The following is a 23,295-nucleotide window of genomic DNA, read 5'->3' on the forward strand; positions in this document are numbered from 1 at the left end:
TGGTGTGGTCGGTCACGGTCGTGCTCCTCGGTGCTTGTTCGACGGCGGGTGCTTGTTCGACGGCGGGTGCTTGTTCGACGGCGGGTGCTGGTCGGGCGGCGGGTACTGGTCGGACGGCGGCTGCCGGTCTTCTGTGCGCCGCTCGCTGGTGGTCTGGTGCCGGTCGTCCACCGAGCCGCCCGTCGCGGCGCGCAGCGCCCGTTCGAGCGCGTCGAGCTCGGCCACCGCCGTGACCAGCGTCCGGTCGTCGCCGACGGGACCGCCGACCAGGACCGCGCCGACCTCGGAGTCGGATCGTCCGGTCGCACGGGCGACGGCCCGGACGACGTCGTCGACGTGCGTGCTGCGGGCCAAGCCGAGCCGACCGGCACTCCGTCGGAGGGCGGCGACGCGCAGGGTGTCGAGCGCGTGCGTGCGGTCGCGGGTCCTCGCGTACAGGCGGGCCCGTCCCTCGGCGGTCTCGGCCGCGCGGACGACGACCGGCAGCCGCTCGACGACGAGCGGCCCGAGGCGCCGACCCCGCCAGACGGCCGCCGCGACCGCGACGAGCCCGAGGAGGGCGAGGACGCTCGGCACCCACGGCGGGGCGAGCGAGCCGAGCGTCGGAGCGGCGTCCCCGCCGGCCGGGGTCGGCACGTACCAGCCCAGCATCGGCGTCGCGCTGCTCCCACCGCCCTGGCCGAGCAGCCCGAGGGCGAGGGCCGCGTCGCCGGCGGTCGTGATCGTGTCGTTCCGCAGGGCGCCGGTGGTACCGAGGAGGACGACGTCCCCACCCGCCGTGGTGGTCCGCGCGATGCCCCACCCGCGGCCGTCGCCGAGGTCGGTCGACGCGCAGAGCTCGACGCCCGTGGTGTCGGCGTCCGGCACCGCGACGTAGGCGGACCCCTCGGTGGTGACCGACCGGGCGGCGGCCACCGCCGGCACGGGGCACGTGGTCGTGGACACGGTCCGGCGCTCGGTCACGCGGGACGCGGGCTCCAGCGGCAGCCCGACGGCGTCGAGCACGCGGGCGTCCTCGGTGACCAGGACGACGTGGGCGGCGCGGGCGACGATGCGTCGTGCGACACCGGGGTCGAGGACCCCCGCGGAGTCGTCGACCAGGACCGTGCCGTCCCCGAGACGGCCCGCGTCCCGCACCACGTCGACGGCGACCCCCTGCTGCTCCAGGACCCGGACGAGTGCGCGGGAGCCGCTCGCCGTCGTCGAGGTCGGGTCGAGCGGGGTCCGGTCCGTCGGCGCCGACCCCTGCACGACGGCCGTGGCCACCGCGAGGACCAGCGCGACGGCGACGACGACCGACCACAGGGCGACCCGGCGGGCGAGACCGCCGCGACCGGTCCCCGCGGGAGCCGGGCCCGCGGACACCGGGGCCGTGGACGGCTCGGGGGTCGCGGTGCGCTCGCGGGTGGCACCGGCCGCGCTCACGCGGGCACCGCCGGCTGGTCGGGTCGGACGGGGCGGGTGGTCCGCACGGTCGCCTCCGTGTCCAGGACCGCGCGGGCGATCGGTTCGTCCGCGGGACGACCGAGGTACCGCACGGCGTCGAACGCGGCGGCGGCCCGGGCGATGGCGACGGCGGCGTCCGGGAAGGACGGCGCCGCACGGTCGGCGATCGCGCGGGCCGTGGCGCCGGGCACGTCCGGGACGAGGTCCCGTTCGCCGAGGCCCCTGGCGATCGCCCGGTAGCCGTCGAGGACCGCGCCGTCCCAGTCCCCGGTGCGGAGTGCTGCCCGAGCGGCCTCGGCGACGTCGCGAGCCGGACGCAGGTCGTCCGCGTCGAACACCCCGCCGATCGAGTCCGCGGCGGTGCGGGCGCGTCGGCAGGGGAGTCCGCGGGCGACGACCACGAGGACGACGACCGCGACGAGGACGACCACGGCCGTCCAGAGCAGCGTCTGCGCGACGGCGGGGGACCCGAGCCCGTCGGCACGCAGCGACTGCAGCCAGTCGAGGACCGCGCGCGACGCCCGGTCCCACCAGGTCGGCTCGACGGCCGCGTACTCGCTGCGCTGCAGTTCGCGCTCGAGCAGGTCCCGGGCCTCGTCCGGACCGGGGGTCACGGGCGACCGTCCGGCTTCCCACCCCAGGTCGGCGGCTCCGGCTGCTGCGCGGGCGGGACCGGCCACTGCGGCGCCTGCTGCGACCACGGCTGCTGCTGCGGGGCCCACTGCTGCTGCGGGGTCCACTGCTGCTGCGGCGGCCACGGCCACCCCTGCGCGGGCAGGAGCGGGTCGGCGGGCGCGAACGGGTCGCTCGGCTGCCCGGTCTCCAGGTGCGCCGCGATGCGCTGGTCGAGTCCCTCGGTGCGGATGCGTCGGTCGACCGCCAGGAAGGTCGTGATCGAGGCGGACAGCACGTCGACGACGCACTGGACCGCGATCACGAGCAGGCTCCCCACGACCAGGGCGACGACCGCGCCGACCCCCACGCCGGCCCGCGCGCCCGTCTGCCCGAGGGGGTCGAAGGTCCCGCCGAGCAGCAGCGCCCCGATCGACAGCGGCGTCGCCGCGATCGACGCGGCGAACCCGAACACGACCTGCACGAGCAGCAGGATGCCGAAGGTCCGCCAGAACGCGCGCCGGGTGAGTCGCCAGGACTGCGCGGCCGCGGCGAACACCGACCGGCCCTCGAGCGCGATCGTCGGGACCGTGAAGACGAACCGCGTGCCGAGCCAGGCGGCGAGCACACCGAAGCCGAGCGCGAGCACGACGAAGAGCAGGACGACGCCGCCGAGGCCCGCGCGACTGCCCGAACCGATCGCGGCGACGCCGGCGAACGCCACCAGGCCGAACACGAGGGCGGCGACCACACCGGCGCCGGCCTGCAGCAGGATCCAGGCGAGGACCGACCACCGGCGACCGGCGAGCAGCCGCCACAGGCCGCCGAACGAGGCACGGCGGCCGAGGATCCGCTGCCCGGTGTCGACGGCGACCGGCGCGACGAGGAAGCCCCGGCCGAGCGAGGCGATGAAGGGCAGAGCGACGGACAGGAGCAGCCAGAGCGTGATGGACCCCGCGGTGACCGCGTCGGCACCCCGACCGGCGTCGACCGCGGCGAACATCCGCGACTGCAGGGCCTGCTGCCCGAGGGTCCCGGCGAGGGTCGACACCAACCCGAGCACGCCGCTCAGCAGCAGGCTCCAGAGCAGCAGGACCCGGGCGTTCCGCCGGAGGACGGTGAACGCACCGGACAGGACGTCCCCCAGCCCGAGCGGTCGCAGCGGCAGCACGGGACGCGAGCCGGCCTGCTGCGGCCCGGGCTTCCTGGACCACCCGCCGGACGGCGGCTGCGCGCCGGACCACCCGCCGGACGGCGGCTGCGCGCCGGACCACCCGCCGGACGGCGGCTGCGCGCCGGACCACCCGCCGGACGGCGGCTGCTGCCCCGACCACCCGCCGGACGACTGCGACCCCGGTGCCGGTGGCGTGCCTCCCGGCCGATCCGCCCCGTCACGCGACCCGGACGCTCCCGGTACCTGCCAGTCGGACATCCCCGCCCCCGTCGTCATCCGTCGGCCGCGCTGCGGTCGCGCGCGGACACTCCCATCCTGTCGGAAAACCCGGCCGTGCGGGGGACGGCGCTATCGTGACCCTGGGTGCCGGTCCGGCACCACCGCCCGCCACCCGGAGTCCACGCCCATGACACCGCGCATCCTCGTCGTCGACGACGACCAGGCCCTCGCCGAGATGATCGGCATCGTCCTCCGCTCCGAGGGCTACGAGCCCGAGTTCAGCGGCGACGGCAACGACGCCGTCGACGCGTTCCACAGCACCAAGCCCGACCTCGTCCTGCTCGACGTCATGCTCCCGGGCATCGACGGCATCGAGGTCTGCAAGCGCATCCGCGCCGAGAGCGGCACGCCGATCATCATGCTCACCGCGAAGGGCGACACCGCCGACGTCGTCGCGGGGCTCGAGAACGGCGCCGACGACTACGTCGTGAAGCCGTTCAACCCGAAGGAGCTCGTCGCGCGCATCAAGACGCGGCTCCGGCCGACCGCCTCGGACGCGACCGTGCTGCACGCGGGCGACCTGACCGTCGACGTCGCCGCGCACGAGGTCCGTCGCGGCGACACCGTCATCGCGCTCACCCCGCTCGAGTTCGACCTGCTCCGGGCGCTCGCCGAGAAGCCGAACCAGGTCTTCACGCGCGAGATGCTCCTCGACCAGGTGTGGGGCTACCACTACAAGGCGGACACCCGGCTCGTGAACGTCCACGTGCAGCGACTCCGCGCGAAGATCGAGCACGACCCCGACAACCCCCGGATCGTGACCACCGTGCGCGGCGTGGGGTACCGGGCCGGAGGAGCCTGAGCACCGTGTCGTCGGGACCGTCGCGCGACCTCTTCGGCCGCGGCTGGGCGGCGCGCACGCGTCGCCGGGTCCGCCGGTGGGTCCGGCGCGGCTGGTACGCCGTCGCCTGGCTCTGGCGACGCTCCCTGCTGGTCCGGTCGGTCGCCATCACCGTCCTGACCACCGGGCTCGCCGTCGTGGTGATCGGCACCGCGGTGATGATCAGCATCTCGAACAACGTGTACGCCCAGCGCCGCGACCAGATCGAGGCGGAGTCGGCCCGGGCGACCGTCGTGGCGCAGGGCATCTTCGACGCGGCGACGGCGGCCGAGGACAACAACCAGACCGAGCTCGAGACGCTGCAGAGCGAGGCGCAGCAGGCGATCCTGTCGAACACGACGAGCCCCGGCGGCACGAGCATCGCGATCGAGCGGAGCCCGGACCAGTCCACCCCGCAGACCCTGCAGAACCTGGCGAGCTCGGACTTCCCGGACGAGGTCATCACCGACGCACTCCGGCGCGAGGTCGCCAAGGACACCGGTCGACTGAGCCTGCAGGCCGTGCGGCTCGACGACGGCGGCCGTCGTGAACCCGGGCTGGCCGTCGGGTCGGTGCTGCAGATCCCGAGCGCGGGCCAGTACGAGCTCTACATCGTCTACGACCTCTCCGACGCGCAGCAGACCCTGGACTTCGTCTCGCAGACCCTGTCGATCGGCGGCGTCGCGCTCATCGTGCTCATCGCCCTCGTGACGTCCCTCGTCGTGCGGCTCGTGGTGGTGCCGATCCGGGGTGCGGCGGAGACCAGTCGGAAGATCGCGGCGGGGCGCCTCGACGAACGCATCCCCGTCCGCGGGCACGACGACATCGCGATCCTCGCGCGGAGCTTCAACGACATGGCGGACGCCGTGAGCCGGCAGATCACCCAGCTCGCCGAGCTCTCCCGCGTGCAGCAGCGGTTCGTGTCGGACGTCTCGCACGAGCTCCGGACCCCGCTCACGACGATCCGGCTCGCCGGCGACATGCTCTTCGACTCCCGGCACGCCTTCGAGCCGTCGGTCGGTCGGTCGGCGGAGCTCCTGCACGCCCAGGTCGAGCGCTTCGAGCTCCTGCTCGCCGACCTCCTCGAGATCTCCCGCTACGACGCGCAGGCCGTGCAGCTCGACACCGAACCCGTCGTGCCCGCGTCCCTCGCGGTCGACATCGTCGAGGAGTTCCGACCCCTCGCCGAGCGCGCCGGCGTCGACCTGCAGCTGGCCACCCCCGGCGGCCACACCACGATGCAGCTCGACGCGAAGCGGGTCCGGCGGATCCTGCGGAACCTCGTCGGCAACGCGATCGAGCACGGTGATGCGAAGCCCGTGCAGGTCGTGGTCGACAGCGACTCGCGCAGCGTCGCGATCGCCGTCCGCGACCAGGGCGTCGGCATGCCGCCGGAGGACACCGCCCGCGTGTTCGACCGGTTCTGGCGGGCCGATCCGAGCCGGAAACGCACGATCGGGGGGACCGGGCTCGGCCTCGCGATCTCCCTCGGCGACGCGCGGCTGCACGGCGGTCGCATCGACGTGTGGTCCCGCCCGGGCGAGGGGTCGACCTTCGTGCTCGTGCTGCCGCGCGGCGAGCAGGTCGGCACGGCGACGTCCGCGATCCCGCTGCCCGAACTCGACGAGGCGTACGACGGCCCCCGGGCCGTCCGGGAGGAACGATGAGGAACACCCTCCGTGCCGCGGTGGCGACCGCGCTCGCGGCCCTGACCGTCGTCGCGGTCACCGCCTGCGCGGCCATCCCCACCGACGGCCCCGTGCGTGCCGGCCAGTCGGTCAAGGACGAGTCGATCTCCGGGGTGGACTTCCGTCCGGACAAGCCCGTCGACGGATCCGACCAGACCGCGATCCTGCGCGGCTTCGTCGCCGCGGGCACGGGCGCCCAGGACGACTACGCGATCGCCCGGGAGTTCCTCGCGGACGGCTTCGCGAAGAAGTGGAACCCGCGCCGCGGCGTGACGATCCTGCAGGGCAGCGGCACCGTCGAGCGGGTCGCCGACCGCGAGCTGACCTACACGCTCACCGCGAGTGCGACCGTCGACCAGGACGGCGAGTACACCCAGGCCGTGCGCCCGACCACGTCCACCCTGACGTTCCAGTTCGTCCGGCAGGACGGCCAGTGGCGCATCGCCTACGCGCCCGACGGCATCATCCTGACGCCGGTCAGCTTCGAGTCCGTGTTCCAGGAGCACGCGCTGTACTTCTTCGACCCCACCTACCAGTTCCTCGTGCCGGACGAGCGGTGGTTCCTCGCGCGCTCGTCGACCAGCACCCGGATCGCGAGCGCCCTGCTCGCCGGACCCGCTGACTGGCTGAAGGGCGCCGTCGTCTCGGCGTTCCCGGAGGGCACGCAGCTCTCCTTGAACGCGGTCACGATCGACAACGGCACCGCGCTGGTCGACCTGTCGAGCGACGCCCTCAGCTCGAGCAACGACGACAAGGCCCGGATGCGCGAGCAGCTCACGCGCTCCCTCGCCTCGGTCGCGTCGGTGTCCTCGGTCTCGATCACCTTCGAGGGCGCCACCTTCTCCGGCGCGGAGCAGGACGGCACCCCGGCGCAGGTGAACCCCGACGTCGACCCGCGGCCCCTGGTCGTCCGGGACGACCAGGTCGGCTTCGCGACGGCCGGGGGCAAGGTCGCACCGCTCGGCGGCGGGCTCGCCGACAACGTCGCCGGGCTCGACCCGCGGTCCCTCGCCCTGTCCGCGTCCGGCACGGTCGCCGCGGTCGGCAACGCCAGCGGCGTCGTGGTCGCCCGCGGCAAGGACGCCCTCCGCGTCGACGCGACGCCGGGACTCGTCCCGCCGTCGATCGACGATCTCGACTTCGTGTGGGTCGGCCGGTCCGACGACACCGGCCAGGTCACGGCGTACGGCCTCGGCGGCGACCCGCACGCCGTGAAGACGACGCTGCCGCAGGGCAAGCTCGTGTCGTTCCAGCTGTCCCGCGACTCCACGCGCGCGCTCGCACTCATCGAGACCGCGGACGGTCCGGCCCTGTACGTGATGGCCGTCGTGCGTGGCGCCGACCGGACGCCGACGAGCCTCGGCTCGCCGGTGCGCGTGCAGGCCGCGAGCGGCGACGCCGTCGGCGCGGCCTGGGTGAACGACAGCGACGTCGTGTCCGTCGCCCAGACCGACGCCGGTTCCGAGGTCGTCCGCTCCACGGTCGGTGGGCAGTCGAGCACCCTCCCGAAGGCCGAGGGCGTGGCGACCGCGGTCGTCGGGGGCGACGGCGGATCGATGCTCCTGCGGATGTCGGACGGGTCCGTGCTCCGGTCCACCGGCGGTGGCTGGGACACCACCGGGGTCACCGCGGACGTCCTCGGCGTCCAGCGCTGATCGGGCGGCCCACCCCGTCCCTCCTCCACAGGCCGGCCGGACAGGAGGCCCGTCCACCGTCCTTCCCGTCGGCGCGCGTCCGCAGGACGGTCACCCCGAGCATGGGGACGTGACCCGAGCGCAGCCCGACCCACCCCCGCCTCGCGACCGCTGGGCGGACGCCGCCCTCGCGGTGCTCGGTCTGGTCCTGCCGGTCGCATGCGTCGGGTGCGGCGCCCCGGACCGGGCGCTCTGCCGGTCCTGTCGCGCCGAACTCGACGCGCTCCCCACGTGCCGCCGCCTGGTGGCCGGCGTCCGGCTCGACGCCGCGTGGTCCTACGAGGGCCTCGTCCGCACCCTGGTGCTCGAGTGCAAGCTCCGGAGCCGCGTCGACCTCGCCGGGCCGCTCGCCGGACGGTTCGGCGTGCTCGTCCGGCGCGCGCTCGCCGACCACCCCGAGGCGGTGCTCCTGCGCGTCCCGCCGTCACGCCGCGGAGCTCGACGTCGCGGGTTCGACCCGGTGGTCCTCCTGCTGGGGCGCGCGCGGCTGCGACGACCGCGGGCGCTCGTGCGCGTCCGCGTCGGTGGCCCGGGGCAGCGGGTCGCCGCGGGGCACGGGCAGAAGGAGCGGACGGCCGTCGAACGGGTCGTCGCGACGGTCGGCACCCTGCGCGCCACCGGCGTGACCGATCGGGACGTCGTGCTCGTCGACGACGTCGTGACGACCGGGGTCACGATGGCCGAGGCGATCCGGGCGGTCCGCGTCGCCGGCGGCCGGGTCGTGCGGTGCGTGGCGCTCGCCGAGGTGGACGCCCGGTGACGCCTGGGTGTCCGGTGGGTGTCCGCACCGACCCGCCGAGGGGTGGTGACGGCGGCTCGGTCGGGGGTCTAGCCTCGCGGCAAGGCGTCCGGGATCGCCGGATGGAGGCGACGCGCCGAAGTACGGATGGGAGCCGCCACATGGACGTGACGATCACAGGACGGAACGTCGGGGTCACCGATCGATTCCGCACCTACGTCGAACAGAAGTCCGAGAAGATCGACGTGCTCGCCGACCGCGCCCTCGCCTTCGAGGTGCGCCTCAGCCGCCACAACGAGAAGTCCGGCGGCAGCGGGGGCGAGGACCGCGTCGAACTGACCCTCATCGGCCCCGGCCCGCTGGTCCGCGCGGAGTCCGCGGCGTCGGACAAGTACGCCGCGTTCGACCTGGCGTTCGCGCGCATCACCGAGCGGCTCCGCCGGGCGCGCGACCGCAAGAAGGTGCACCGCGGACGCCACCGCCCGACCTCCGTGGCCGAAGCGGCCGGCACCGCGTTCGAGCACATGGGCGTGACGCCCGCCGACGGCAAGCTCATCGAGACCGTCGCGACCGGGGCCGTCCCCGTGGTCGAGGAGGCACACGAGGACGACGCCGACGTCTACTCGCCCGTGGTGATCCGGCACAAGGTCTTCCAGGAGTCGCCGATGACCGTCGACGACGCGCTCTACCGGATGGAGCTCGTCGGGCACGACTTCTACCTGTTCGTCGACGCCGAGACCCACCGACCGAGCGTCGTCTACCGCCGAAAGGGCTGGGACTACGGCGTGATCGGCATCGACGACGGCGACTCCGCCGACCAGGTCTCCGAACCGGACCGCACGGCCGCCACGGTCTGAGTCGCACCGACGACCGACGGTGTGCGCGGCCCGCGACGGGGCCGCGCACACCCGCGTCCCTCCCAGCGCAGGGACCTGGCGGGTTGCTAGCATGACTGGCTGTTCGGATCGCGCAGGTCGCGCGCGACGACCCCGTAAGGAGCTCACGTGGCAAACGTGCTGGAGAAGGTCCTCCGCATCGGCGAAGGACGCACCCTCCGTCGGCTGAAGGCGTACGCCTCGGCCATCAACGACCTCGAGGACGACTTCGCGAGCCTCACGGACGAGGAGCTCCAGGACGAGACGAAGGAGCTCCGCGAGCGCTACGCCAACGGCGAGACCCTCGACGACCTGCTCCCCGAGGCCTTCGCCGCGGTGCGCGAGGCAGCGAAGCGCACGCTCGGCATGCGGCACTTCGACGTGCAGCTCATGGGCGGCGCGGCCCTGCACCTCGGCAACATCGCCGAGATGAAGACCGGTGAGGGCAAGACCCTCGTCGCGACGACCGCCGCCTACCTCAACGCGATCCCGTCGCGCGGCGTGCACGTCATCACGGTCAACGACTTCCTCGCGTCGTACCAGTCCGAGATCATGGGCCGCGTCTTCCGCGCGCTCGGCATGACCACGGGCTGCATCATCGCGAACCAGACCCCCGCCGAGCGCCGCGAGCAGTACGCCGCGGACATCACGTACGGCACGAACAACGAGTTCGGCTTCGACTACCTGCGCGACAACATGGCGTGGCAGGCCTCGGACATGGTGCAGCGCGGGCACTTCTTCGCGATCGTGGACGAGGTCGACTCGATCCTCATCGACGAGGCCCGCACGCCGCTCATCATCTCCGGTCCGTCCTCGGGCGAGGCCAACCGCTGGTTCACCGAGTTCGCCTCCATCGCCACGCGGCTCATCCCGGGCGAGGACTACGAGGTCGACGAGAAGAAGCGCACCGTCGGCGTGCTCGAGCCCGGCATCGAGAAGGTCGAGGACTACCTCGGCATCGACAACCTGTACGAGTCGGCGAACACCCCGCTCATCTCGTTCCTGAACAACTCGATCAAGGCCGTCGCCCTGTTCAAGCGCGACAAGGACTACGTCGTGATGAACGGCGAGGTCCTGATCGTCGACGAGCACACCGGCCGCATCCTGATGGGCCGCCGCTACAACGAGGGCATCCACCAGGCGATCGAGGCGAAGGAGGGCGTCGAGGTCAAGGCCGAGAACCAGACCCTCGCGACCGTCACGCTGCAGAACTACTTCCGCCTGTACCAGAAGCTCTCCGGCATGACGGGCACCGCCGAGACCGAGGCGGCGGAGTTCATGTCGACCTACAAGCTCGGCGTCGTGCCGATCCCGACGAACAAGCCGATGCAGCGCATCGACCAGACCGACCTCGTCTACAAGAACGAGAAGGCGAAGTTCGAGCAGGTCGCCGAGGACATCGCCGAGCGCCACGAGAAGGGCCAGCCGGTCCTGGTGGGCACGACGAGCGTCGAGAAGTCCGAGTACCTGTCGAAGCTCCTCGCCAAGAAGGGCGTGAAGCACGAGGTCCTCAACGCGAAGAACCACGCACGTGAAGCCGCGATCGTGGCCCAGGCCGGTCGACTCGGCGCCGTGACCGTCGCCACGAACATGGCCGGTCGCGGTACGGACATCATGCTCGGCGGCAACTCCGAGTTCCTCGCCGTGCAGGAGATGCACGCCAAGGGGCTGTCCCCGACGGAGACGCCGGAGGAGTACGAGGCCGCCTGGGACGAGGTCTTCGCCGAGGTCAAGAAGACCGTCGAGTCCGAGGGCGACAAGGTCCGCGACGCCGGCGGGCTCTACGTGCTCGGCACCGAGCGTCACGAGTCGCGCCGCATCGACAACCAGCTCCGCGGCCGTTCCGGCCGCCAGGGTGACCCGGGCGAGAGCCGCTTCTACCTGTCGCTCACCGACGACCTGATGCGCCTGTTCAACTCCGGTGCCGCCGAGAGCCTCATGGGCCGCTCGAACGTGCCGGACGACATGGCGATCGAGAACAAGCTCGTCAGCCGCGCGATCCGCTCCGCCCAGGCGCAGGTCGAGGGCCGCAATGCCGAGATCCGCAAGAACGTCCTGAAGTACGACGACGTCCTGAACCGCCAGCGCGAGGCGATCTACAGCGACCGTCGTCACATCCTCGAGGGCGACGACATCCACGAGCGGGCGCAGACGTTCCTCAAGAGCGTCGTCGACGACGTGATCGACACCCACACCGCCGAGGGCAACGCGGACGACTGGGACCTCGACGCGATGTGGACCGAGCTCGGGACGCTGTACCCGATCTCGATCTCCATCGACGAGGTCATCACGGAGGCCGGCTCGAAGGGCAAGGCGACGCGCGACTTCCTCGGGCGCGAGATCCTCTCCGACGCCAAGCTCGCCTACCAGAAGCGCGAGGAACTCCTCGGCGAAGAGGCCATGCGCGAGCTCGAGCGCCGCGTCGTCCTCTCGGTGATCGACCGCCGCTGGCGTGACCACCTGTACGAGATGGACTACCTGAAGGACGGCATCGGCCTCCGCGCCATGGCCCAGCGCGACCCGCTGGTCGAGTACCAGCGCGAGGGCTACGCGCTCTTCCAGAGCATGATGGGCCAGATCCGCGAAGAGTCCGTCGGCTACCTCTTCAACCTCGAGGTGCAGGTCCAGTCCGACGGCGACAACGCCGTGATCGAGGCGAAGGGCCTCGGCGAGGGCGAGGCCACCGGACTCGAGTACTCGGCACCGTCGATCGACGGCGAGGTCGAGGTGCGCGACGAGCAGGGTCGCCTCGAGCAGGCGGCGACGGCCCGTGCCCAGAAGGCGCAGGCCGAGGCCGAGGCCGCTGCTGGTCCCGAGCAGGGGTCCGCGTTCGGCAACGCGGCCACGGCCTCCGGTCAGGCCTCCGCGAACAATCGGGCCGAGCGCCGGCAGGCGGCCAAGAAGGGCTGATCCGCAGCGGCGCGCGAGCGCGTGCGCGACGGACGGGAGGCGCGGTGCCAGCTGGCACCGCGCCTCCCGTCCGTCTGTCGGGTACGACGCGTCAGAGGACGCCGACGACGACGGCCCGCCAGCGGCCCTGCCGGCGCTCGAGGCGGAGCGCGACGGCGCGCGCGTGGCTGCGGGTGTGCACGACGACGGCCGCCTCGACCACGCCGGGCGCAACCGGGCAGACCCGGGTGGTGCCGACCTGGACGAGCGGCCGCGTCCGGGCGCGACGCCGCAGCGCTCGAGCACGGCCGGCGACGGCCGCGCGGTGCAGCAGGTGCCGGTGCACGTCCTCGCTGACCCACCGTGCGATGCTGTCGACGTCACGGGCGCCGGCGAGGACCTCCACGACGCAGCGGGCGAGGGCAGCGGCGACCTCGGCCGGGTCCGGCGGGTCGTCGGCGTCCGGCGTCCCGGGTTCCGGTGGCGGGGCCGGTGTTCCGGCGGGCCGCGGAGCCGGGACCGCGGCGACGGCTCGGACCGTCGTCTCCGATCGTTCGTCGTCGTCCTCGTTGTCGAGTCGATGCGCGTGTCCTGACACCCCGGTCCCTCCCATGTGGCGAACGTACGAATGTGTACGACATGAGAAATACGAAAGCAGCGCCGCTGTGGAGGCGTGCCATTGTCCACAACGGTCCGCACCTAGACTGACGTGGTGTCGACCCTCAGTGACCTCGTCCTTGCGCAAGGCCGATCCTCGGAAGCGGACGTGGAGTGGCTCCACCTGCTCGTGGGGGACTGGCAGCTCCTCGCCGACCTGTCCTTCGCCGACATGGTGCTCTGGGTACCGACCGCCGAGGACGGCTCCTTCGTGGCCGTCGCGCACGCCCGGCCGAGCTCCGCCGCGACGCTCTTCTACCGCGACATCGTCGGGCAGGAGATCCGCGAGGAGTGGCGCGAGCAGGTCACCGAGTGCTTCGCCGCCGCCCGGGTCGTCGACTCCGCCGAGCCGGACTGGTACGAGGACACCCCGACGCGCGTCCGGGCGATCCCGGTGCTCCGTCGCCTGAACGCGAACAGCGCCGAGACGACCGAGCGTCCGATCGCCGTCGTCACGCGGCACTCGAACCAGGACGAGATGCGGACCCCGAGCCGCCAGGAGCTCAACTTCACCGCGAGCGCGAACGACCTGTTCGGGATGATCGCCACGGGCGACTTCCCGGACCTCGGTGCCCCGGCCGGCCCCCGTCGCGGCGCGCCCCGTGCGAGCGACGGGCTGCTCCGCCTCGACACGAACGGCGTCGTCACCTTCGCGAGCCCGAACGGCCTGAGCGCCTTCAACCGCATGGGCTTCGAGGGTGAGCTCGAGCGGAAGTCCCTCGCCGAGGTCACGACCGAGCTGATCGGCTCGCAGCTCGACGTGGACGAGTCCCTGCCGCTCGTCGTGACCGGGCGGGCTCCGTGGCGCGCCGACGTCGAGGCGAAGGGCGTGACGGTCTCGTTGCGCTCCATCCCGCTCCGCGACCAGGGCGACCGCATCGGCGCGATCGTGCTCTGCCGCGACGTCACCGAGCTCCGGCACCAGGAGCGCGAGCTCATCACCAAGGACGCGACGATCCGCGAGATCCACCACCGCGTCAAGAACAACCTGCAGACGGTCGCGTCCCTGCTCCGCATCCAGGCGCGCCGGACCCACTCGGACGAGGCCCGGACGTCACTGCAGAACGCCATGCGTCGCGTGGCGGCGATCGCCGTCGTGCACGACACCCTGTCGACCGGCCTCAGCCAGAACGTCGACTTCGACGAGGTGTTCGACTCCGTGCTGAAGCTCGTGACCGAGGTCGCGGCGTCCCACAACACGACGGTCCGCCCGAAGAAGACCGGCGAGTTCGGCGTGCTGCCCTCGGAGGCGGCGACCCCGCTCGCGCTCGGCCTCACCGAGCTCGTCACGAACGCCGTCGAGCACGGGCTGGACGGCCGCGACGGCGAGGTCGAGATCGTGGCGAACCGCTCCGACGACCACCTCGACATCGAGGTCCGCGACAACGGCCGAGGCCTGCCGGAGGGCAAGGTCGGCTCGGGGCTCGGCACGCAGATCGTCCGCACGCTCATCCAGGGCGAGCTCGGCGGGACGATCGACTGGCACACGCTCACCGGCAGCGGCACCGAGGTCACCATCACGATCCCGTTCCGCTGGCTCACCGCCGCCGGCGCCGCGTAGCCCTCGGCGCCGCGTCGTCTCGCCCTGGCCGGACAGACGACGACGCCCGTCGCTCCCGGGGGAGCGACGGGCGTCGTCGTGTCGGTGGTGGTGCTGCGTCAGGAGGCGCGGCGGGCGCGGGCCGCGCGGCGCTTCAGCGCACGACGCTCGTCCTCGCTGAGGCCGCCCCAGACGCCCGAGTCCTGGTTGTTCTCGAGGGCGTACTGCAGGCACATCTCCGTCACCGTGCACCGAGCGCAGACCGACTTGGCCTTCTCGATCTGGTCGACGGCGGGTCCGGTGTTGCCCACCGGGAAGAAGAGCTCGGGGTCCGCGGTGAGGCAAGCTGCCTGGTCACGCCAGTCCATGTGTGGTGCTCCTTGATGTCGATGCTCGAACGGCAGGCCGGGGCCGCGGCTCGGGGATCGGAACGCTGGGCATGCACAGGGCACGAGGGGAGACCTGTGGGGGAGGAATCCGCTGGGAGCGAGTCTGACGCCCGCTGAACGCTCGGGGGAGGAGCGTCGAACCGCGGGAGACGCACACCACATCGTGCCGTCCAAACGACCTCGAATATCGTTCCATACTGGTGGTACCAAATCAAGGGTTCCATCTGGAGGATCGCTGTGTCCGAGACCACCCCGAACGGCCCCGGCCCCGTCGCCGGTCGATCCCCGGCGTTCACGACGCTGCTCGTGGTCGTCGGCCTCGAGGCGCTCGCGCTCGTCGTCGTGACGGTCGCACTCATCGTGGAACTCCTCGTCGCGCCGGCGTCGAGCATCGCTTCCGCGATCGCGCTCGTGGTCCTCGCCGCGATCGCCGCGACCTGGCTCGTCGCGATGTTCCTCGGGCTCCGGAACCACCGCTCGTGGGTCCGCTCCGGGATCATCGTCTGGCAGGTGCTCCAGGGCGCGCTCGCGATCGGCGCGTTCCAGGGCGTCTTCCGCGTCGCCTGGGTGGGCTGGGTGCTCCTCATCCCGGCACTGGTCGGCCTCACCCTCGTGCTCTCGCGGCCGGTCACGGCCGCGCTCGTCCCGCGCGGCCAGCGGGACGACTGACGTCGCGTCTCGGGACGTGAGCGCGAACGGACGGGAGCGCGCCCCGCTCAGCGGTGACGCGCCAGCGTCACGCGGGGCGCGCCGACCGAGCCTGCGAGGGAGGTGTGCCAGCTGGCACCGCGCCTCCCGTCCGTCCGTGGCTGGGTTCAGACCAGGCCGAGCTTCTTCCGGAGGCTGGCCACGTGACCGGTCGCCTTCACGTTGTAGAGGGGTAGCTGCACACGGCCGTCCTCGTCGACGACGATCGTCGAGCGGATCGTGCCGGTGACGATCTTCCCGTAGTTGTTCTTCTCGCCCCAGGCGCCGTAGGCGCGGTGCACGGCGAGGTCGGGGTCGCTCAGCAGCGGGAAGGTCAGGGCCTGCTCGTGCTGGAACTCCTTGAGCTTCGCCTGCTCGTCCTTCGAGACGCCGAGGACCTCGTAGCCGGCCGCCTGGAGCGACGTCATGTTGTCGCGGAAGTCGCACGCCTCGGTGGTGCACCCGGGGGTCGAGGCCGCCGGGTAGAAGTACACGATGACCTTCCGACCGCGCAGGTCGGCGAGCGCGTGCTCCGTGCCGTCCTGGTCCGGGAGGGTGAAGTCGGGGGCGGTGTCGCCGACCGCGAGACGGTCCGTCATGGTGCTCCTGTTCGTGTCCGGTGCCCGAGTGGTCGTGAGCACCCAGAACCCATGCTATTGTTGTTTCCCGTTGCAGCACGCAAGTGCGAGAGCAGCAGACAACTCAACACCATGCGCCTCTAGCTCAATTGGCAGAGCAACTGACTCTTAATCAGTGGGTTCTCGGTTCAAGTCCGAGGGGGCGCACCACCCAGCAGGCCCGGTCGGATCATCCCGACCGGGCCTGTTTCGTTGTCCGGCGATGTTCTCGGGGGCGAGCGACGCGACACGCGCGGGGTGTGGATCTCGACGAGATCCAGCGGGACGGATCTGTGGCCGTCCGCGGTTCGTCCGCGCCGGGCGCGATCGGTCGGCCGTCGGGTGCTGTCAGGCCCCGGAGGTCGTGTCGGGCAGGTCGACCACGCGGGTCGGACCGGACTCGGGGACGAGCGTCCCGGCCGAGGCGGCAGCGAGGTCGGCGCGCAGGGAGTCGAGGGCGTCCTCCGGCACCCAGAGCGAGAACGTGGCCGTGGCGGCGTACTCGGGGGCGTCGAGCGTCGCGTCGTGGTGTCCGACCCAGTCGCGCAGCAGGTTGTCGATCCGGCCGGCCTCGGCGTGCGGCACGGCCACGGTGGCCCGGGTGCGCTCGGCTCGTCGGACCAGTGCTGCCTGGTCGAGCGCCTCGGAGACGGCCGACGAGTACGCCCGGACGAGCCCACCGGCGCCGAGCTTGACGCCGCCGAAGTACCGCGTCACGACGACGACCAGGTCGGTCAGGTCGCGGCGTCGCAGGACCTCGAGCATCGGGACGCCGGCGGTGCCGGACGGTTCGCCGTCGTCGGACGACCGCGCCTGGTCCCCGAGGACGCCCGTGACCATGGCCGTGCAGTGGTGCCGCGCGTCCCAGTACCGGCGCCGGACCTCGGCGACCACCTGCTCGGCGTCGGGGACGTCCACCACCGGCGCGACCGTCGCGATGAACCGGGACCGGTTGACCGTCCGCTCGTGCTCGACGGTGCCGGCGACGGTCGAGGGCAGGACGCGGGACATCCCGACAGGCTACGGCGGGACCGCGCTACCATGGCGTGCACCGCTGGCGACTGGGGAGGAGTCCGATCGACATGACGACCACCGATCCCAAGGGTGGCGCGCTCGACGCGGCCGAGCTCGCGCGCCGGCTCAACCTGCTGCTCGACTTCGAGGAGTCGCAGCGTGGCGCCCCGGTGCCGTTCTCCGCGGTCGAGGACTACGTCGCGGCGCAGGGCGGTTCGCTCTCCCGCGCGAAGTGGACGTACATGATCTCCGGGGACGGCCGGCGCAACCGCGACACGGACCTGCTCCGCGTGCTCGCCGGCTTCTTCGAGGTGGACGAGCGCTTCCTGCTCGAGGACAGTGCGGTCCCGGAGCGGATCGGCGCCCAGATCGAGCTCGTGCGGGCACTCCGCTCGGCTCGGGTCAGCGGCTTCGCGGCGCGGACGTTCCCCGGGGAGCTCTCGCCCGACGCCCTGCGGCGCATCGCCCGGGTACTCGAGGAGGAGTCGGCGCGGGGGAGCGTCGCATGACCGGGCCGACCGGCCACGGCGAGGCGTCCGCCTCTGTCGACGCCTTCTGGGCGCGGGGTGAGCGCGAGGGCTGGTCGGACATCGACCAGGCCGTCGCCGCGGCCGCGGACCACGTCGGCAAGCCGATCGTCGTGCGTGAGGAGTCGTTCCTCAGCGAGGAGCCCGTCTGCGGCTTCGTCGCGACGCTCGAGCACCAGCACCTCGTGATGATCTCGCCCACCGCGTCCGAGACCTTCCGGGCGTTCGTCATCGGCCACGAGCTCGGACACGTGCTGCACCGCCACCAGGAGCACGCGCCGCAGTCCGCCTACGTCCGCGACGTCATCCCCGACGTGCCGGAGTACAAGGTCGAACGCGCCCTCGCGCGCGGCATGTTCACGAACGACTACGAGCACCAGGCCGAGCTCTTCGCCGACCAGCTCGCGGGTCTCATCCGACGGCACCGCGGCCGGCCGAGTGCCTTCCGCGGGGTCTTCGGGTGATCCTCGCCGTCGCCCAGGCGCTCGTCCTGGTCGTCGGGAGCGTCGTCCTCCTCCGACTGCAGCGCGGACAGGACCGCACCCTCGCGGTGACGTTCCTGCTGTTCGCGGCGACGGTCGTCACGAACGTCGACCCGCTGTACCGCTGGCTCGACCCCCTGCTGGGCGGGCAGAACGTCGTCACGGTGCTGAGCGACTGCCTGATGGTCGCCGGGACGAGCACGCTGCTCTGGGGCGTCGCGAAGGCGGTCGGCGCCGCACGTCCGTGGCTGCGGACCACGATCGTCGTCGCGTGCGTGGTCGTCGTCGTGGTGGTCGTCGGGGCGTTCGTCGCGCTCGATCGTTCCGCCACGACCACGACGTTCATGCTCGTCGCCGGGGACCAGCCGGCCGCCGCCGTGTACTCGATCGCGCAGACCGCGTACCTCGGCACGGCGTTGGCCGCGACGGCGGTCATCTGCGTGCTCCACCTGCGCGAGGCCCGCACCGCCGCCGACCGCCTCGGCCTGTGGTTCATCGTCCTCGGCGGGGTGCTCGGTGTCGTCCGCATGGTCGTGGTGGTCGTCATGGACCTCGCGCACGTCGCCGGTCGGCTCGACGTCACCCACGCCCTGTCCCTGCCGTACGACGTCACGACCCCCGGCGCGGTGCTGTGCACGGCGTCCGGGATGCTCCTGCTCGTCATCGGCCACCAGGTCGCTCGTCGTCGGACGAGCCGGCGTCTCGACGCCGCCCTGGCCGCGCTGGAGCCGCTGCACGAGCGCATCGGCACGGACAACGCCTACCCCGAGTCCACCGACGCCGCCACCCGGGTGAGCCGCCTGATCGTCGAGATCAACGACGGCGCGCGACGAGCCCGCCGTCCGCTCGACTCCGACGACCGTGCCGTCCTGGCCGCCGCGGAGTCGGCGCTCGACGATGCGGCGGGCACGGCCTGACGTCGTTCTGCATCGGAACGATCACGTTCCCGAGCACGGCTCGACCTCCTGTGGACCAGCCGTGTAGGGTCTGTAGCACGTGCTACACATCGTGTGGTGCGCCGGGGCGGACTCGGCCGCGTTGGGGGCGGCCGAGCACCCCCGGGTCCCGCGGCACCGGCCGCTCTCGCCTCCAGCGGTGCGCGAGTGCGGTGTCTAGACTCGTCGCGTGACCGTCTTCGCCGCCATCGTGCTCTTCGTCGCCGCCGTCTTCAACGTCGTCACGTGGCCCCGGTTCTTCCAGCGCGTGGCGAAGGACGCCCGGGCGCGGGACACGGCCGGCAAGCCGACGACCTTCTACACGGTGCACCTCGTGCTGCTGCTCATCGCGTTCGCGATCGCCCTCGCCGCGGTCGTCGCCGGCGTCCTGCTGCTGCTGGCCTGACGGGCGCCGCCCTGCGCCGCCCTGGCCACGTCGAGACGCCGCCGCAACCGCGCCGAGACGCCCCGACGGCGCCGAAACGCCCCGACGGCGCCGAGACGCGGCTGGACTCGGCGGCGTCTCGAGGGAGCGGCGGCGTCTCGCGGAGAGGACGGCGCCCCGCAGCGCCGCGCCTCAGGACTCGGACGGCAGCGGGTCGCCCAGCGCCCGACCGAGCACGAGCGCCGCGATCCGCTCGTCGGACGTGTCGAGCAGCACCCGGTAGGTGTCCGACGCGGTGACGAACTCCACGCACACCGCGTCGAAGTCGCACGGCTCGATGCGCCAGCCGCGCACCTCGTCCATCGGGACCTGCGTCAGGGCGTCGCGCTCGAAGCTCGTCTCGGCCCGCACGAGCTCGTCGTACACCCGGATCCGACCGATGGTCCCGCGCCACGTCAGCTGCAGGTCGAACGTCGGGGCGGGGGAGACAGAAGGGTCCGGCACACGCCGATCGTACCGACGCGTGCCGGACCCGTGGAAGGTTCCGGGGCGAACCGCCCGCGCATTCCGGATGACATGGGGACGCGCGGACCGTCCGTGCGGGATCATTCGCCCCTGCTGTCACCGTCCTTGCCGCGACGGACCTGGTTCGCCGGGTCGCGGACGCCGATCGGGTACGGCCCGGTCACGCCCTCGCGGAGCGCTGCGATGCGCAGGATCCGGTCGCGCTGCAGGAACCACCCGACGACGAGCAGCGGGATGATGACGACGAGCGACGCGATCGTGTACGTCCCGACCGGGTAGTCGATCGCCATGAGCACGACGACCGACGCCAGGAACGCCAGGGTCAACCACGACGTCACCGGAGCACCGGGCAGGCGGAACGTCGGCTCCTTCGCCAGGCCCTGCTTCGCCCACTGCCGCAGACGCATCTGGCAGAGGATGATCGTGCCCCACGCCGTGATGATCCCGAGGCTCGCGACGTTCAGCGCGATCTCGAACGCCTGCGCCGGGACGAAGTAGTTGAGCGCGACGCCCGCGACGGTGAAGGCCGCGGTGAGCAGGATGCCGGCGTAGGGCACGCCGCCCTTCGACATCTTCGTGGTCCACTTCGGCGCCGAGCCGTTCATGCCCATCGAGTGCAGGGCTCGGCCGGTGGAGTACAGACCGGCGTTCAGCGACGACAGGGCGGCGGTGAGCACGACGAAGTTCATGATCGACCCGGCGATCGCGCCCAGCTGTGGGTTCCCGAGCGACGAGAAGAACGTCACGAAGGGGCTCTGGTCCTTGTTGTACGCGGTGTACGGCAGCAGGAGCGAGAGGAGAACGATGGAACCCACGTAGAAGACCGCGATGCGGAAGACGACGGAGTTGATGGCGCGGGGGATGACCTTCTCGGTGTCCTGGGTCTCGCCCGACGCCGTGCCGACGAGCTCGATGGCCGCGTAGGCGAACACGACGCCCTGGACCACGAGCACCGCGGGCAGCACGCCGTTCGGGATGAGCCCGCCGTTGTCCTGCCAGATCGAGAAGCCCGTGCGGACCGCCTCGCCACCGGTCTCCACCGGGAACGCGAAGACGAGCCAGACGAGCGCGATGACGAGGAACGCCACGAGCGCCGCGACCTTGATGAGCGCGAACCAGAACTCGAGCTCGCCGAACACCTTGACCGCGACCATGTTGGCGGCGAGCACGACGACCAGGGCGATGAGTGCGAGGAGCCACTGCGGCGCCGCGGTGAACGCGCTCCAGTAGTGGAGGTAGAGCGCGACCGCGGTGGTGTCCACGATCGACGTCATCGCCCAGTTCAGGAAGTACATCCACCCGGCGGCGTACGCGAACTTCTCGCCGTAGAACTCGCGGGCGTACGAGATGAAGGACCCGGAGGACGGGCGGTGCAGCACGAGCTCGCCGAGGGCCCGGAGGATGAAGAAGGCGAAGATGCCCGCGACCAGGTAGGTGACCGCCAGGGCCGGTCCCGCCGTGTTCAGGCGGCCGCCCGCGCCGAGGAAGAGTCCGGTGCCGATGGCCCCGCCGATCGCGATCATCTGCAGTTGCCGGGGCTTCAGACCGTGCTGGTAGCCCTCCTGCTCGTGCGAGAAGTCGTTCGCGGGCGTGCGGGACACACCCGTGTCGTTCTGCGCTGTCATGCGCGCCAACCTACATGCGTGTCCGCGCCGGGGTGGAACGGAATGCCGACCTGAACGACACCACAGGTCAGGCGATGCTGAACACGACCGGTGGGGGATCGGACAGCATGGACCGATGGACACCCTCCTCCGACTCCTGGTCGCGATCGGGATCGCCCTGCTCGTGACGGCCGCCGCCGCGCTCGTCCTGCACCTCGTGCTCCGGACGATCGCCCGACGGGAACGCTGGGCCGCCGTGCTCTCCCGACGTACGAAGCACCCGTTCCGATCGATGCTCCTCGTGGCCCTGACCTGGGCGGCCTTCGCGGCGAGCGTGCCGCGGAACGCCGAGGCGTACCCGTGGCGCGACGAGGTCTCCCACGCGTTCCTCATCGTCACGATCGCGGTGGGCTGCTGGCTCGCCTGCGAGATCGCGATCTTCCTCGAGGACCTCGGCCTGCACCGCTACCGCGTCGACGTCCCGGACAACCGCGTCGCCCGGCGGATCCGCACGCAGGTCCTCATCATCCGACGGCTCACGGTCGCGGTCCTCGTGATCATCGCGGTCGGCGCCATCCTCCTGACCTTTCCCGGGGTCGAGGCCGCCGGCGCGAGCGTCCTCGCCTCGGCGGGGCTCATCTCGGTCGTCGCGGGCCTCGCGGCGCAGTCGACCCTCGGCAACGTGTTCGCCGGGATGCAGCTCGCGTTCTCCGGGTCGATCCGCGTGGACGACGTCGTGGTCGTCGAGCAGCAGTGGGGGCGCATCGAGGAGATCACCCTCACCTACGTCGTCGTGCACCTCTGGGACGACCGCCGGTTCGTGCTGCCGTCGACGTACTTCACGAGCACGCCCTTCGAGAACTGGACCCGTACGGGTAGCGAGCTCCTCGGCGCCGTCGAGTTCGACCTCGACTGGCGGATCAGCCCGACCGAGATGCGCACCGAGCTCGACCGGATCCTCGGCACGTCGACGATCTGGGACGGCCGCACCAAGGTGCTGCAGGTCACCGAGGCGGTCGGCGGCCTGGTGCGCGTGCGCATCCTCGTCAGTGCCCGGGACGCCGGCGGCCTGTTCGACCTGCGCTGCTACGTGCGCGAGGAGATGGTCGAGTGGGTGCAGCGCGAGCACCCGGACGCGCTCCCGCGGCAGCGCGTGCAGGTCACGCAGGGCCGGGAGGCGGTCGGCAAGGCCCGACCGCGCACCGAGGAGCAGGACGCCTCGCTCTTCCGCGAGGGCGACGAGCGCTCCGCGCTCTTCACCGGACCGATCCAGACGTCCGGCATCCGCCCGGAGGACGTCCCGCCCGCGCGCTGACGGACGCGACCGGAGGACGGACAGGCGCGCCCCGCTCAGCGGTGACGCGCCAGCGTCACGCGGGGCGCGCCGACCGAGCCTGCGAGGGAGGGGTGCCAGCCGACACCGTGCCTCCCGTCCGATGGGTGGTCGCGCTGGCGACCTAGCGCTGACGCGCCTTCACCGCGCGGTCGTCCTCGACGACCGTGCCGAGCGCGACGATCGTCGTCGCGAGCCACGCGATCCACGTGAGCGCGAGGCGCCAGTCCCGCGGCCCCTGCCGCGTCGTCTGCACCACGCTGTAGCCGCTGATGATCGAACTCCACACCGCACCGCTGAACATGAACTTCCGCACCGGTTCCTCCTCTGGTCGTCCCCGCCACGCTACCGGCCGCTACATTGGAGCGCCGCCGGTCGCCCTGC

The 23,295-nt window shown here is 72.2% G+C and carries 23 protein-coding genes and 1 tRNA gene; 14 read left to right on the forward strand and 10 right to left on the reverse strand.

Annotation, left to right across the window (positions count from 1 at the left end; all coding sequences use genetic code 11):
• Positions 1-12 precede the first annotated feature (12 nt).
• Genes HUN59_RS07910 through HUN59_RS07920 form a run of 3 tightly spaced genes read right to left on the reverse strand, consistent with a single transcriptional unit; the run spans position 13 to position 3,490 of the window.
• The gene (locus tag HUN59_RS07910) at positions 13-1,425 is read right to left on the reverse strand and encodes a DUF4350 domain-containing protein (RefSeq protein WP_174778042.1); all 1,413 of its coding nucleotides are present in this window, start codon (positions 1,423-1,425) and stop codon (positions 13-15) included.
• Positions 1,422-2,060, reverse strand: a complete 639-nt coding sequence (locus HUN59_RS07915; protein ID WP_174777123.1) for a DUF4129 domain-containing protein — start codon at positions 2,058-2,060, stop codon at positions 1,422-1,424. Before HUN59_RS07915 ends, HUN59_RS07910 begins: the two co-directional genes overlap by 4 nt.
• Positions 2,057-3,490: a glycerophosphoryl diester phosphodiesterase membrane domain-containing protein gene (locus tag HUN59_RS07920; RefSeq protein ID WP_174778045.1), complete on the reverse strand. Its 1,434-nt coding sequence runs from the start codon at positions 3,488-3,490 to the stop codon at positions 2,057-2,059. Before HUN59_RS07920 ends, HUN59_RS07915 begins: the two co-directional genes overlap by 4 nt.
• A gap of 148 nt (positions 3,491-3,638) precedes the next feature.
• Between HUN59_RS07920 and mtrA the strand changes: the two genes are divergently transcribed.
• The 6 genes from mtrA (at position 3,639) to secA (ending at position 12,237) form a co-directional block, all read left to right on the forward strand.
• Positions 3,639-4,313, forward strand: a complete 675-nt coding sequence (gene mtrA, locus HUN59_RS07925) for an MtrAB system response regulator MtrA (protein ID WP_058742167.1) — start codon at positions 3,639-3,641, stop codon at positions 4,311-4,313.
• A 5-nt stretch (positions 4,314-4,318) separates the two neighbouring features.
• Positions 4,319-5,998: an MtrAB system histidine kinase MtrB gene (gene mtrB / locus HUN59_RS07930; protein WP_231049061.1), complete on the forward strand. Its 1,680-nt coding sequence runs from the start codon at positions 4,319-4,321 to the stop codon at positions 5,996-5,998.
• Entirely contained in the window at positions 5,995-7,674 is a 1,680-nt protein-coding gene (locus tag HUN59_RS07935) for an LpqB family beta-propeller domain-containing protein (RefSeq protein ID WP_174778046.1), read from the forward strand. The genes mtrB and HUN59_RS07935 overlap by 4 nt, the downstream gene beginning before the upstream one ends.
• A gap of 109 nt (positions 7,675-7,783) precedes the next feature.
• Complete coding sequence (locus HUN59_RS07940; RefSeq protein ID WP_174778047.1) at positions 7,784-8,473, forward strand: ComF family protein; 690 nt, start codon at positions 7,784-7,786, stop codon at positions 8,471-8,473.
• A 140-nt stretch (positions 8,474-8,613) separates the two neighbouring features.
• Positions 8,614-9,309, forward strand: a complete 696-nt coding sequence (gene hpf, locus HUN59_RS07945) for a ribosome hibernation-promoting factor, HPF/YfiA family (protein WP_174778048.1) — start codon at positions 8,614-8,616, stop codon at positions 9,307-9,309.
• 147 nt (positions 9,310-9,456) lie between these two features.
• Positions 9,457-12,237: a preprotein translocase subunit SecA gene (gene secA, locus HUN59_RS07950; protein ID WP_058742171.1), complete on the forward strand. Its 2,781-nt coding sequence runs from the start codon at positions 9,457-9,459 to the stop codon at positions 12,235-12,237.
• A gap of 91 nt (positions 12,238-12,328) precedes the next feature.
• Here the strand turns inward: secA and HUN59_RS07955 are convergent, their stop codons facing one another.
• Positions 12,329-12,829: an Rv3235 family protein gene (locus tag HUN59_RS07955; protein WP_174778049.1), complete on the reverse strand. Its 501-nt coding sequence runs from the start codon at positions 12,827-12,829 to the stop codon at positions 12,329-12,331.
• Positions 12,830-12,928: 99 nt separating this feature from the next.
• Here HUN59_RS07955 and HUN59_RS07960 point away from each other — a divergent pair, with 99 nt between their 5' ends.
• Positions 12,929-14,434, forward strand: a complete 1,506-nt coding sequence (locus HUN59_RS07960) for a sensor histidine kinase (protein WP_058742177.1) — start codon at positions 12,929-12,931, stop codon at positions 14,432-14,434.
• 98 nt (positions 14,435-14,532) lie between these two features.
• Here the strand turns inward: HUN59_RS07960 and HUN59_RS07965 are convergent, their stop codons facing one another.
• Positions 14,533-14,781, reverse strand: coding sequence for a WhiB family transcriptional regulator (locus HUN59_RS07965; RefSeq protein WP_022904217.1), 249 nt, complete (start codon positions 14,779-14,781; stop codon positions 14,533-14,535).
• Between the two features lie 258 nt (positions 14,782-15,039).
• Here HUN59_RS07965 and HUN59_RS07970 point away from each other — a divergent pair, with 258 nt between their 5' ends.
• A complete protein-coding gene (locus tag HUN59_RS07970; protein WP_174778050.1) occupies positions 15,040-15,471 on the forward strand; it encodes a hypothetical protein in 432 nt (143 codons plus the stop codon).
• 146 nt (positions 15,472-15,617) lie between these two features.
• On the opposite strand, the gene bcp is transcribed toward HUN59_RS07970, so the two are convergent.
• Positions 15,618-16,088, reverse strand: coding sequence for a thioredoxin-dependent thiol peroxidase (bcp, locus tag HUN59_RS07975; RefSeq protein WP_114849571.1), 471 nt, complete (start codon positions 16,086-16,088; stop codon positions 15,618-15,620).
• Between the two features lie 113 nt (positions 16,089-16,201).
• Here bcp and HUN59_RS07980 point away from each other — a divergent pair.
• Positions 16,202-16,277 (forward strand) — tRNA-Lys (locus tag HUN59_RS07980).
• 177 nt (positions 16,278-16,454) lie between these two features.
• On the opposite strand, the gene HUN59_RS07985 is transcribed toward HUN59_RS07980, so the two are convergent.
• Positions 16,455-17,117 (reverse strand): IMPACT family protein, encoded by a 663-nt coding sequence (locus tag HUN59_RS07985; RefSeq protein ID WP_174778051.1) that lies wholly within the window; start codon positions 17,115-17,117, stop codon positions 16,455-16,457.
• A 71-nt stretch (positions 17,118-17,188) separates the two neighbouring features.
• Here HUN59_RS07985 and HUN59_RS07990 point away from each other — a divergent pair, with 71 nt between their 5' ends.
• From HUN59_RS07990 to HUN59_RS08005, 4 genes are all read left to right on the forward strand, one after another.
• Positions 17,189-17,629, forward strand: coding sequence for a hypothetical protein (locus tag HUN59_RS07990; RefSeq protein WP_058742987.1), 441 nt, complete (start codon positions 17,189-17,191; stop codon positions 17,627-17,629).
• Entirely contained in the window at positions 17,626-18,111 is a 486-nt protein-coding gene (locus tag HUN59_RS07995) for an ImmA/IrrE family metallo-endopeptidase (RefSeq protein WP_174778052.1), read from the forward strand. The genes HUN59_RS07990 and HUN59_RS07995 overlap by 4 nt, the downstream gene beginning before the upstream one ends.
• Positions 18,108-19,046, forward strand: coding sequence for a hypothetical protein (locus tag HUN59_RS08000; RefSeq protein ID WP_174778053.1), 939 nt, complete (start codon positions 18,108-18,110; stop codon positions 19,044-19,046). The genes HUN59_RS07995 and HUN59_RS08000 overlap by 4 nt, the downstream gene beginning before the upstream one ends.
• A gap of 208 nt (positions 19,047-19,254) precedes the next feature.
• Entirely contained in the window at positions 19,255-19,470 is a 216-nt protein-coding gene (locus HUN59_RS08005; protein ID WP_174778054.1) for an SCO4848 family membrane protein, read from the forward strand.
• 171 nt (positions 19,471-19,641) lie between these two features.
• Here the strand turns inward: HUN59_RS08005 and HUN59_RS08010 are convergent, their stop codons facing one another.
• Positions 19,642-19,953, reverse strand: a complete 312-nt coding sequence (locus tag HUN59_RS08010) for a hypothetical protein (RefSeq protein ID WP_174778055.1) — start codon at positions 19,951-19,953, stop codon at positions 19,642-19,644.
• Between the two features lie 101 nt (positions 19,954-20,054).
• Entirely contained in the window at positions 20,055-21,599 is a 1,545-nt protein-coding gene (locus HUN59_RS08015; protein WP_174778056.1) for an amino acid permease, read from the reverse strand.
• Between the two features lie 115 nt (positions 21,600-21,714).
• On the opposite strand from HUN59_RS08015, the gene HUN59_RS08020 reads away from it, so the two are divergent.
• Positions 21,715-22,893, forward strand: coding sequence for a mechanosensitive ion channel family protein (locus HUN59_RS08020; RefSeq protein ID WP_141862063.1), 1,179 nt, complete (start codon positions 21,715-21,717; stop codon positions 22,891-22,893).
• 142 nt (positions 22,894-23,035) lie between these two features.
• Here the strand turns inward: HUN59_RS08020 and HUN59_RS08025 are convergent, their stop codons facing one another.
• Complete coding sequence (locus HUN59_RS08025) at positions 23,036-23,227, reverse strand: hypothetical protein (RefSeq protein WP_058728987.1); 192 nt, start codon at positions 23,225-23,227, stop codon at positions 23,036-23,038.
• Between the last annotated feature and the right edge of the window lie 68 nt (positions 23,228-23,295).

Source organism: Curtobacterium sp. Csp2, assembly GCF_013347165.1.